This is a genomic window from Hydrogenobacter thermophilus TK-6, assembly GCF_000010785.1.
Taxonomy (GTDB): Bacteria; Aquificota; Aquificia; order Aquificales; family Aquificaceae; genus Hydrogenobacter; species Hydrogenobacter thermophilus.
Map to the genome: position 1 here is coordinate 224,898 of NC_013799.1, position 11,424 is coordinate 236,321.

General features: G+C 41.9%; 12 protein-coding genes and 1 pseudogene. 3 read left to right on the forward strand and 10 right to left on the reverse strand.

Features of this window, described 5'->3' with window-relative positions; translation table 11 throughout:
• Positions 1 to 16: 16 nt before the first annotated feature.
• Genes trxB through HTH_RS01135 form a run of 3 tightly spaced genes read right to left on the reverse strand, consistent with a single transcriptional unit; the run spans position 17 to position 1,573 of the window.
• A complete protein-coding gene (gene trxB / locus HTH_RS01125) occupies positions 17 to 958 on the reverse strand; it encodes a thioredoxin-disulfide reductase (protein ID WP_012962874.1) in 942 nt (313 codons plus the stop codon).
• A complete protein-coding gene (trxA, locus tag HTH_RS01130) occupies positions 958 to 1,284 on the reverse strand; it encodes a thioredoxin (RefSeq protein WP_012962875.1) in 327 nt (108 codons plus the stop codon). Before trxA ends, trxB begins: the two co-directional genes overlap by 1 nt.
• Position 1,285: 1 nt before the next feature.
• Positions 1,286 to 1,573: an ArsR/SmtB family transcription factor gene (locus HTH_RS01135; RefSeq protein WP_012962876.1), complete on the reverse strand. Its 288-nt coding sequence runs from the start codon at positions 1,571 to 1,573 to the stop codon at positions 1,286 to 1,288.
• An 89-nt stretch (positions 1,574 to 1,662) separates the two neighbouring features.
• Between HTH_RS01135 and HTH_RS01140 the strand changes: the two genes are divergently transcribed.
• Positions 1,663 to 3,708, forward strand: coding sequence for an LPS-assembly protein LptD (locus tag HTH_RS01140; RefSeq protein WP_012962877.1), 2,046 nt, complete (start codon positions 1,663 to 1,665; stop codon positions 3,706 to 3,708).
• Here HTH_RS01140 and rpe read toward each other — a convergent pair.
• Positions 3,686 to 4,354: a ribulose-phosphate 3-epimerase gene (gene rpe / locus HTH_RS01145; RefSeq protein WP_012962878.1), complete on the reverse strand. Its 669-nt coding sequence runs from the start codon at positions 4,352 to 4,354 to the stop codon at positions 3,686 to 3,688. The genes HTH_RS01140 and rpe overlap by 23 nt on opposite strands.
• A gap of 271 nt (positions 4,355 to 4,625) precedes the next feature.
• On the opposite strand from rpe, the pseudogene HTH_RS10035 reads away from it, so the two are divergent.
• Positions 4,626 to 4,829 (forward strand): annotated as a pseudogene (locus tag HTH_RS10035) (zinc ribbon domain-containing protein); the annotation flags it as partial.
• On the opposite strand, the gene HTH_RS01150 reads toward HTH_RS10035, so the two are convergent.
• From HTH_RS01150 to ilvE, 5 genes are read right to left on the reverse strand one after another with little or no spacing between them, the layout of a single operon-like run.
• Positions 4,759 to 6,633 (reverse strand): helicase HerA domain-containing protein, encoded by a 1,875-nt coding sequence (locus tag HTH_RS01150; RefSeq protein ID WP_012962880.1) that lies wholly within the window; start codon positions 6,631 to 6,633, stop codon positions 4,759 to 4,761. The pseudogene HTH_RS10035 and the gene HTH_RS01150 sit on opposite strands and share 71 nt — an antisense overlap.
• A complete protein-coding gene (locus HTH_RS01155) occupies positions 6,630 to 7,109 on the reverse strand; it encodes a GNAT family N-acetyltransferase (RefSeq protein ID WP_012962881.1) in 480 nt (159 codons plus the stop codon). The genes HTH_RS01150 and HTH_RS01155 overlap by 4 nt, the downstream gene beginning before the upstream one ends.
• Entirely contained in the window at positions 7,106 to 7,708 is a 603-nt protein-coding gene (lolA, locus tag HTH_RS01160) for an outer membrane lipoprotein chaperone LolA (RefSeq protein ID WP_012962882.1), read from the reverse strand. The genes HTH_RS01155 and lolA overlap by 4 nt, the downstream gene beginning before the upstream one ends.
• Entirely contained in the window at positions 7,705 to 8,784 is a 1,080-nt protein-coding gene (locus HTH_RS01165) for a M28 family peptidase (protein ID WP_012962883.1), read from the reverse strand. The genes lolA and HTH_RS01165 overlap by 4 nt, the downstream gene beginning before the upstream one ends.
• Positions 8,774 to 9,691: a branched-chain-amino-acid transaminase gene (gene ilvE, locus HTH_RS01170; RefSeq protein WP_012962884.1), complete on the reverse strand. Its 918-nt coding sequence runs from the start codon at positions 9,689 to 9,691 to the stop codon at positions 8,774 to 8,776. Before ilvE ends, HTH_RS01165 begins: the two co-directional genes overlap by 11 nt.
• Positions 9,692 to 9,739: 48 nt before the next feature.
• On the opposite strand from ilvE, the gene amrB reads away from it, so the two are divergent.
• Positions 9,740 to 10,534, forward strand: a complete 795-nt coding sequence (gene amrB / locus HTH_RS01175; RefSeq protein ID WP_012962885.1) for an AmmeMemoRadiSam system protein B — start codon at positions 9,740 to 9,742, stop codon at positions 10,532 to 10,534.
• On the opposite strand, the gene sppA is transcribed toward amrB, so the two are convergent.
• A complete protein-coding gene (sppA, locus tag HTH_RS01180) occupies positions 10,524 to 11,360 on the reverse strand; it encodes a signal peptide peptidase SppA (protein ID WP_012962886.1) in 837 nt (278 codons plus the stop codon). The two genes, amrB and sppA, sit on opposite strands and share 11 nt — an antisense overlap.
• Positions 11,361 to 11,424 lie beyond the last annotated feature (64 nt).

The window sequence follows — 11,424 nt, forward strand, 5'->3', positions numbered from 1 at the left end:
AATTTCAGATTATAATTCAGAAGTTATCCTCTATGTACTTTTCCGCTTGCATACCCGCTATGCATCCTTCTCCCACCGCCACGGCTACCTGACCTGTTGACCCGCTCCTGCAATCCCCTGCAGCGAACACACCCTCAAGGCTTGTCATCATCTTCTCATCAGTGATTACGTATCCTTTTTCGTCAAGCTCAACACTACCCTTTAGAAAACCTGTGTTAGGTTCCAAACCTATGAATATAAAAACTCCTTCCACTTCAAGCTCAGAGACCTCTCCGCTCTTTGTATTTTTGAGTATTAGCTTCTCTACAAACTCATTCCCACTGATCTCTTCTACTACAGTGTCTGGGATAAACTTTATTTTAGGATTTGAAAAGACTTTCTCCTGAAGGTGCTTCTGGGCCCTCAGCTGGTCTCTTCTGTGAATAAGGTAAACTATGCTCCCAAACCTTGTAAGGAACAGTGCTTCCTGAGTTGCAGAATCTCCTCCACCTATAACAGCTATAGGCAAGCCATCAAAGAGAGCACCATCACAGGTGGCACAGTAGGAGACGCCCCTATTTAAAAACTTATCCTCTCCGGGAACTCCCAGCTTCCTAGGGTTTGAACCGCTCGCCACTATGAGGGTTTTTGCTCTGAGCATGCGCCCATCTCTAAGATGCACAAAAACCTCCTTACCGCTCTTTTCTATTTTTGTAGCTTCTGCCTTTGCCACCTTAAGCCCAAACCTCTCAGCCTGCTGCTTAAATCTCAGAGAAAGCTCTTTGCCACTTATGCCCTCGGGAAAACCAGGATAGTTTTCTACCAGGTCCGTTATGGCTATCTGACCACCAATAGTGCCCTTTTCAAGAAGAAGAGTGTTGAGTTTTGCCCTTGCTGTATAAAGACCAGCAGTCAGTCCTGCTGGTCCACCACCTATGATAATGCAATCGTATAAAACGTCTTCGGAGATCTCCAACATCAGATATGGCTCAGTATCATCTGCTTAAGGGCTTCCTTTGGTTGCACACCTATTCTTGTGTCTGCTATCTCTCCCTTAGAAAAAAGCATTATGGTAGGTATAGCTCTTATACCATACTGCATGGCTATGTTGGGGTTCTCGTCGGTATTTAACTTGCCAAATTTTACCTTATCACCGAGTTCCATAGCAAGCTCTTCTATGATGGGTGCTATGATTCTGCAAGGTCCACACCAGGGCGCCCAGAAGTCTACCACAACTGGCTTGTCAGAGTTTATCACCTCCGCATGCCAGTTGCTTTCGGTAAGAACTATCACACCACCTGCCATTTTAGACCTCCTTACTGAGTATTTTGTAGATCTCCAAGACTCTCTCATCCTTGATGTAGTAGCAAACAATGGAGCCATCTCTCTTACATCCTACTATACCTTTGTTCCTTAAAATGCCCAGATGCTGAGAAACATTAGGCTGAGAAGTGTGCAAAAGCTCGCTGAGGTTTTTTACGCACTGCCTTCCTTCAATGAGAACGGAGATGATCCTGAGCCTTATAGGGTGCGCAAGAGCCTTAAGAAACTCTGCCCATGCCTCTAACTTCTCCTCCGAGACTACTTCCACCATCTTTTCACCTCTTATGCTAATATTCTACCATAACACAATAAGAATATCAATTGTTTTTTAAAATTTAGACCGTAGCGTATAATATTCAAGTGTTAAGGACCACTCTTTCTTTGATATTGAGCGCTTCCTACGCCTTTTGTTTGGAAATACTTTCTGACTATCTTGAGAGGCTGCCAGACGAAACTGTTATTGCGGAAGGTAATGTACAAGCTTATTACGAAAAGTATTACATAGAGGCGGATTATGTAAAGTACCATCCTAAAAGCAGGGAAGTTTATGCGGAGGGTAATGTCTATGTTAAGTCTCTTGATGGGAGGATGGAGGCATGGGCAAAAGTAGCCTTTTTGAATTTAAAAGAGGATAGTGGATACTTTATAGACTCGCACGGGCGCTTTGAAAAGTTTTACCTGAAAGCTCAGAGGGTTGACAAAGACAGGGAAGTTTATACAGTTCAGAAGGGAGACATAACCACATGCCCACCCGACAAAAAAGAGATGACTCTTTGCTTCTCACATGCAAAAGTTACGGATAAGTACGTGTTTTCTTATAGCAATTCCTTAAGACTCTTTAGCGTACCACTGGCATATCTTCCTCTGTCCGTATTTCCTGTGGGGGAGAGGCGGTCAGGGCTTTTGCCACCTCTCTTGGGGTCTAACACTTACAACACTTTCATATACCAACAACCTGTTTACTGGGCTATTTCCCAGGATAAAGATACTACCTTGACCTTTGACATAAGGGACAAGCAGGCATCAGGTTTCTCCTTAGAGTACAGACAGGCAATATCCCACAAAAAGGACCTTCAAGGTGCTGTAAGCATTTACAAGGAACCTACGCCACCCGGCAAGTGGTGGGAAGGAAGGGATCTAACCACTTTTAGGGAAAACAGATACAGACTGAAGTTTGACCTTGACCTTGGGGACTTCCAAACAGGGTTGGACACCATATCAGACCCATACCTGCTTCAGGATGTGTATTTGCACACCAAAGAGAAAACTGTGCCTTATCTGACTTCTTATGTATCTTACAAAAAAGACGCTGACAAGTTCCTTTTTACTTTCAACGCAAGAAAATTTTATGATACCACCTCACCCAACAATAAACAAACTCTTCAAAGACTACCTGAGATAGGTATATATTACAAAGATACACCAGTTTTTAAGGATCTTTACTTTAATGCCACTCTTGCCTACACCAACTTTTACAGAGAGGAGGGACCCAGAGCCAGCAGGATCATCTTCTTTCCTGAACTTTCTCTGCCGGTGAACTTCCTTGGAAGAACTTTCTACTCCAGCTTTACTTTTGAAAACGGCATATACCTGTCCTCCAATTTATCGGGTACGGACAAGAGCTTCTCAACAGTACATTTTGTTGAGCGACTTCCTCTATTCTTTGACAGAAGGTGGGGCAAGACTGACTTTAAGAATGTGTTTGAAGTGGTATACAGCTACAGACCTAAGGGTTACAACAATCCAAGGTTTGATACTCTTGATAATATAGACAAAGAAAACCAGATAAAATTTGTCCTAAGAAACTATACTGCTTACGATGGAAGACTGTTATTAAGCTGGTACTTGGAGGGAGGCTACAGCTTCCTGGGAAGCTTTTCTTACGCGCCATTTCAGTATCTCTTGTCTTTACCTTTTGCAGGGCAACAGCTTAGCACTACTTTTAACAAAACTGTTGTAAACAAGAACCTCATGCCTATAAGAAGCATTGTATCTTTGTCTCCACTACCTTTTTTGAGCTTAAGCAGTGATACGCTATATGACCCAAATAGCTCTCGCTTTTTAAATAACACCAGCTACCTGAGCTTGAATCTAAAAAACTCCAACATTACCTTAGGTTATGTGGCATCAAAAGACTTTTTTGGAAACAGACTGACCGACCAGACGCTCCTTTCTGCAAACACATTATACAAACACATGAACATAAACTTGGGAGTTGTGCACGACAATAGGATAAATAAAGACCTTTTGAGACAGCTGAGATTAGATTACACAGGTGCGTGTTGGAGTTTGGGAGTGCTTTTGAGAGATACTTACGACGGCAACAGGAAAAAGTATATAAAGGAAGTTTTCTTGGCTTTTAATGTGTTTGACCTGCAGAGGTTTACACTTCCTCTAAAGAGATAAGCTTTCTTTTTATCCTTCTTGTCTGCTCCTCCACATTATCACTGGAAAATATGCCCGAACCTATCACAAAAACATCTGCTCCTGCCAGTGCCACCTCTTCCAAGTTTTCCAATTTTATGCCTCCATCTATCTCTATGAGTATGCTGGGGTTTATACTATCCACCATCTGTCTGAGCCTTCTGAGCCTCTCTATGGACCTTTCTATAAACCTCTGCCCTCCAAAACCTGGATTTACGGACATAAGAAGGACAAAGTCAGCATAATGAAGTGCTTCTTCTATTGCGCTGAGAGAAGTGCCGGGGTTTATTGCCACCCCTGCCTTTGCACCAAGGTCCTTTATGAGTTGCAAAGTTCTGTGTATATGAGGATTGTTCTCTATGTGCACGCTTATCCAGTCAGCACCTGCTTTTACGAATTCCGGAATATACATGTCCGCATTATCTATCATGAGATGGGCATCAAGGAGCAAATTGCAGTGATTTTTTATACTTTCCAAAAGTACTGGACCAAAGGTTATGTTGGGAACAAAGTGTCCATCCATCACATCAAAATGTATAAGGTCAGCGCCACCTCTTATAACTGCTTCCACCTGCTTACCTAAGTGCCAAAAGTCAGCCGAAAGTATGGAGGGAGCCAAAAGCTTCATGGGTAAGTATTTTAACTCAACCCACGCACTAAGTCCCACAAAGGACGTGAGCCCGTTTAAAAAATCTTGACACATTGAGGGAAAAAGAGTAGAAAAAATCATAAGCAAAAGCCAGAATAAAAAAATGGTGTGTTTATGAGCACTCAAAATCAAATACTTGGGATTTTTTAAACGGACTCAGGTATTTGGTGGAAAACTACGATTACATGAGCTTTGAAGACCTAAACATAAGAGGACTTGTTCGGGACAGCAACTTAGCCAAGCTGATACTTGTGGTTTTAGAGTTCCTAAGACTTTAGCAGAGAGGCTCCATGAGTGTCCCGAGTGCGGGGCTGTGATGGACAGGGATTACAACGCGAGTGTGAACATACTGAGGAAAGGGCTCATCCACCTTACCCCTTTACTCAAAGTTCTATGCTTACCAGCATGCCAAATGGGACAGCAAGACCATTCAAGAAGAGAGTGCCGGGTCTAAGGGAAGGGAGCACTCTAAGAAGCTCAAGCTGAGACTCCTCAAAGAACACAGAAACTGCATCAAGGTCATTTTTTGTGATTAGCCTGAAAATGGCTTGGGTATTGAGCTGGGACAAAACATACTTGCTTATGTTGGCGGGTCTTTGGGTGATGGCTATAAGACCAACTCCAAACTTTCTGCCTTCTAAAGCTATCCTTTTGGTCATAGTATAAGAGATGTTTTCCCTGCCAAAAGGAATGTCCAATGCTCCCCTTTCCGGTACAAAGTTGTGGGCTTCCTCAAGGACTATTATCCTCCTTTTGCCGTCAAGCCTTGAAAGTATGAAAATTTCCTTCATAAGAAGTCCCACTATGTTTATTCGTGCATCCAGATTTAGCACATCTTTTAGGTCATACAGGACAATATCCTTGTCCGAATACAGTCCCTTCTTTAGCATATGGTATATATCCACCTGATTTTTTATAGAGCTGTCCCCAAAGTCCCGCTTAAGTATGGTAAGAAAGTCTTCCACCTCGCTTCTCAGAGATGGTGGTGCAGACAAAAGAAGTAGCTCTTCTAAACTCTTTTCTTTGTAAGATATGAGTTCAAGGTCAGGCTTTAGGGACCTTCTGAGAGTCATAAAAAAAGTTTTCTCTTCCAAAGACCTTTCCCCTATGTCCACACCGTAAGACTTAAAAAGGTCTTTGAGATCATCCGTATGTATAGGAAAAAGTGTGTAAGGTAGTTTTATGTACTCTATCCTTTCCTTATCCACCATTAATTTTTCGTAATACTCCCCAAAAATATCAATGACAAAAAACTTAACCTCATCGCTTCCTAAATGCTCTATAAGCCTCCTGACGAAGGTAGTCTTTCCTGCACCTGTTGTGCCAATAACCGCCATATGCATGCTGGATATCTTGGTAATATCAAGGTAAACATTAAGATTTGTATTTAGCAGTCTTCCCACATAAGCTTTTTTCTCCATAGGATATCCAGAAAGGTTCATGCTCATGACTCTCTGCATATCTGGGTCTTCCTCTTCCATCTTGAAAAGTTGTGTGCCCACAGGAAGAGGTACCAGAGGTACTCCAAAGTAACTCTCCTTCTCTTCCTCCCTCACCTTTTTATACTCACACAAGACTCTGAGTTCACCTATCTTTACATCACCAATTTCATTGGCATATGCCTTTACAAAGGCTAAAATCCAGTCCTTGTCCTTGTTTCTTCCAAGAAAAACTCCCTCATCAAGGCTCACAGTTTTTACTGAAGTTAACTTGCACAGCATGATACCTCTTTCGGTGGGAGTTTTTAGAAAGCACTGCTGTGGAATCTCTTCAAGAAGTAAAGCACGGGAAGAGAGAGAGTTTTCTGAAGATATGACTATTGCAACAGTATTGGGATTTAACTCTTCAGACTCTTTCTTTAGATTTTCATAGAGACTTAAAAGTTCCTCAATTTTTTCTGGCTGTGTAATCTCAACTACCGCTTCAAAGTTTTCCTGATGCGCTCCCGCATAGGTAAGATTAGCAGAACCAACAAAGGCTCTTCTGTCGTCAATTATCAAAAACTTGGCATGAAGTCTGGGATTTAGGTATATCCTTCCCCTTACGCTCCTTACAGCCCTGAACACCCTAAAGTCCGTAATTTCCATATCCTTTCTTTCACCAGCTCTTACAAAGACCTCCACCTTTACGCCATCTTTTATACCTTTGAGCAGATTTTCAAGTATGTCCCCCTTTATCCACGCTGACACTATCTTAATGCTCTCTTGAGCAGATAGTGTTGCCTCCTCAAGCTTTTTTATAAGCTCCCCTTCTGTCATAACTTCTTTACCATCCTTATCCAGTAATTAAACCTATCTTTGCTTTCAAATCCCAGCCATCTGTAAAAGTTTATAGCCTCGTAGTTTTCCTCACCTACCCAAAGTTCCGCAGTATCAAGCCCTCTACTTTTAAAGTACTCTATAACCTTCTCTACAAGAGCCTTTCCTACACCTTTGCTTCTATAGTCTGGAAGCACCACAAGCTCGTGAATAGCACCTACCACTTTACCCTCCCTCTTGCTAAACCAATTTCCGTCGCTGGCAACAAAGCCTATAATTTGCCCTTCATACTTTGCCACAAATATACCAGCCACATCACGCCTGAAGAGCCAGTTGAGATATGCTATCACATCATCTATGTGGGTGTAGGAGTACTCTTCAAGACCTTTGTAGCCTTTTAAGTAAACCTGCGCCAGCTCATGTATGTCCTTTTCCGAAGCTTTTTCTATAGAAAACTCCAAAGCTTGTTTCTTCATAACCTTTGCACCTTAACACCGCTGGGTAGCCTGATCCTAAATAGCTCTTCGGAGGGTGAAAAATTCTTACTTAAGCTCAAAAACTCCACTGTGGTGGTAGTACCATCTTTATCTTCCACCCTGATGCTTCTTATGTTAAGCTCTTCATCAAGTTCTACATAAACCCTATAAAAGTTATCGTCAATAACCTTTGGTTTAAGGACAAGTGTAGTGTTATTATCCCTTTTTATCTCTCCCACCTGGTCAAAGACCTCACTGATGGGCTTGGAAAGGAGGAAAAGTGCCTCAACCACTGCTGACCTGTTGTTTTCCACCTTGTCTATGATGGCGCTTTTTTCCTTAGGGTAGTAAAGGAGGATCTCTCTACCGTCTGATACTATCAGCATACGCTCTGGCTGTTCGTATTCTATTCTAAACTTACCACCCTTTTGCGCGTAGAAAAACCCTTTAGACACATCCGCTTTGGGATACCATGAATAAGAAACCTTCTGAACAAAGGCAACCTTAAGGGTTTTTATCTCGCTGAGCTTCTTCTCCAGCATAGAAAAAGCCTGTCCCCAAGATATGATGGGTATTAATACCAGAAGCAGATACCTCATAGTTTGTGAAACCTCCTCAAAAAGGATAAGATAAGCTCATACCACATACGGACAATATCCCAATTTACCGCCTCCAAGTTATCATAAAAGGTGTGCCTTATGGTAAAGGGATTGGAGCTCAAAAACAAGGTTTGCACCCCCACCTTTTTGAAAGGTATGTGATCGCTCTTGGCTCTTGGAGAACTTCTGAAATCTATGGATACTTTCATGTCCTGAAGGTGTCTTAAAAACATATCCATAAGTCTATCACCGTTGTAGCCCTCCGCATCTTTGTATATGACCGCCGGATGTTGCCAACCGATGGCGTCTATGTTTATGCAGTAATAAGCATGTTTTATACCCTTGCCTACATGAAACTTGGCACCTTCAAGACCAAGCTCTTCCGCATCCGTCAAAAGAAATCTCACTCTGTAAGGTAGGTGGTAATTTCTTCTTAGCTCATCCGCCATAAAAAGAAGCAGAAGAAAACCTACTCCGTTGTCTATGGCTCCAAACACATAAGGTTTTGTATCCATGTGGGCAACCATGTATATAATTGGTCCTCTGCCTATATCAAAGACGATATTACTGCAAAGGATGCTTTCCTTCTTAGTCTCTATGGTGAGTTTTATGTATGCATCCTCTACAAGCTGAATGCTTTCTTTTTTCACATTCACAAGGGGGAACTCCTCATCAACGTTACCGTAATAATGGACATTTAAAGTCTCCAGATATGTTATGCCAGCCTTTATACCCCTCTCTCTGAGAGAAGGAAGTTTTGACCTTTCTTCTGATATACCAAGCAGGATTATATCACCCTCCAGAGGATCCCTCTTTACGTATCCTTCATACTCTCCCTTTGGACTTCCCACATACGGCACGCAGGGGATGGTTGTGTTGTTTACTTGAATGGTAGCTTTTATGGGAAGGGACTTCTCTATTTGGAAAAACTCCTCCCGGTAGGTTATACCTTTCTCCCTGAGAAACTTTTTTATCTTCTCCTTTGTTAGTTTGTTTCCTTCGCTCCCGGCCAGCCTGTTTAGTTTTAGAAGATCCTCTGCTGTACGCTGAAGCTCTTCAAAGGTTTCACTTCTCATAAACGGGTGTAAGCCAAACTTTGTATCGTTCTATATTTCCTCTTACCGCATTAAAGTAAAGCTCTTGAAGTTCCTTTGTCATAGGTCCCACCTTCCCATCACCCACTTTTCTGTTATCCACTTCTACTATGGGTGTTACCTCTGCTGCAGTTCCTGTCATGAAAAGTTCGTCAGCGGTGTAAAGCTCGCTTCTGGCAACAGGTCTTTCTTCAACCTCCACCACAAGCTCTTTTTGGAGGAGTTTTATGATGGCGCTCCTTGTTATCCCTTCAAGGATGTGCTCCGAATAAGAGGGAGTTATAGCCTTTCTACCTCTTATGAGAAAGATGTTTTCTCCAGAACCTTCTGCTACAAAACCGTGCTGATTTAACATTATAGCTTCATCGTAGCCAGCCAGCAATGCTTCTGTTTTGGCAAGGGCACTGTTTACATACGCACCTGCAACTTTCCACCTTGAAGGTATAGAGTTGTCGTCATTCCTCCTCCAAGAGGACACCTTAACCTTTATACCTTCCGAAGTATCCAAATACCTTCCAAAGTTATAAGTGTATATGGCTACTTCGGGAGTAAATCCTAACAGCTTTGGCGTGAGGGCAAGGTCCTTAAAATAAGCTATGGGTCTTATATAGACATCCCACTTTATTTCACTTTTTCTCAGTATTTCCTTTGTGATCTCCACAAGCTCATCCACTGTATAGGGAATCTCCATAAACATGGCTTTTGCATTTTTGAGAAGCCTAAGATAGTGTTCTCTTGCAAAGAGAATGTAAAGCTGCTGCTCCTTCTCGTTCCAGTAAGCTCTTATCCCTTCAAAGACTGCCGTTCCATAGTGGAAGGAGTTGGTCTTTATGTTTATGTTTGCCTCTTCCACGGGGACTATCCTTCCCTCAAAAAAGGCGTATTCCATAAAAATCTATTATATCACTCACTTTACGAGAGGGATTAATTTATTCCTATGAAGATAAAAAGACCTAATGTAGCAGGCATTTTCTATCCTTCAGATCCCAAAAAGTTGAGAGATACAGTATTGGCTTTACTGAAAAATTCCAAGCTTTTCCCACTAAAGCCTGTAGGGCTTGTTGCACCTCATGCAGGTTATACTTATTCAGGCGCTGTTGCTGGAGCTGTTTACAAACAATTGGAAAACCTTGATCTCTCAAAGGACTGGATGGTTGTTATTATAGCACCTAGCCACTACTTTTTCTTTGAAGGTATCACTTTTGGAAGCTACCAAGCCTTTGAAACACCTTTGGGACAGGTGGAGGTAGACAGAAAGGCAATAGAAAGGTTTATTGACACAAGGAAAAGTTTAAGAGTTAGCTTTAGTGATATACCTTATGATAAAGAGCATTCCTTAGAAGTGCAACTCCCCTTCTTGCAAGTACTTCTAAAAAGTTTCCGCTTAGTGCCTGTATTGTACAGCGATGCCAAACCTGAGGAAATAAAGGAAGTTCTTAACTTTTTTGAAGGAGAAAACACCCTTTTTGTTGTGAGCTCAGACCTTAGCCACTACCATTCGGAAAACACTGCAAGGTACAAAGATAGCTTTTGTCATGCAGGCATTGAAAGCCTGGATGTAAAACTATTAGGTAGATGCGAAGCATGCGGTATAACAGGTATAACTGGAGCTATCTTCTACGCAAGGGAGAGAAATCTTAAGGGTAAACTCATAGATTACAAAACATCTGGGGAGGTTAGCGAGGAAAGGCACCGGGTGGTGGGCTACGGTGGCTACATTTTCACTTCATAAGGTAGTAAATCATCGTTGGATAGTAATTGAGATCAAAGCTGGGAAGCTTCGCACCCAAAAGTCTTCTTAGAAAACTTTTCCTCTCCTCCATATAAAAGACTCTTGCTTCTTTTACTCCTGCAAGTTCTTTAGCTTTGTCAATAGCATCTTCAATATTGCCAAGTCCATCTACAAGACCCACCTTTTGAGCCATAAGGCCAGTCATTATTCTACCGTCTGCAATACTTCTGAGCTCATCCTCGCTTATCTTCTTTGACCTATACTTTAGTATAGAAGACAGAAATTGTCCGTAGGCATCGTCTATAGTTTTCTTCAGATACTCCCTCTCTTCATCTGTAAGCTCCCTAAAAGGTGAAAGTGTGTCTTTAAACTTACCCGTTTTTATTGCGGTAGCCTTTACGCCTAAGCGACTCAGAAGTTCCCTGTAATCTATGTGCTCTATGATCACTCCTATGCTACCTGTTATAGTGCCAGGATTTGCGTATATGTAATCTGCTGGTACTGATATGTAGTATCCTCCCGATGCTGCCACATTTCCCATAGAAACCACAAGGGGCTTCTTGCTGTCTTTGAACCTCTCTAAAGCCCTGTATATCTCTTGAGAAGCTCCTACCGAACCACCCGGACTGTCAACTCTCAAAACGAGAGCTTTTATGCTATCGTCTTTTTTGGCTTTCTCTATCTTTTTTATAACAGGTTCAGCATCAATTATTATACCCTCCACTTTTAAAACCGCTATCCTATTGCCTACGGGGATCCTTGACAGAAGACTTCCTATCACCATTACACTCACCAAAAGAATCAATACTAATATAAATCTTTTCATCCCAGCCTCCCAGTATTATAATATTATACAACTTGACAATGCATAAGTAATTACTTACTATTTA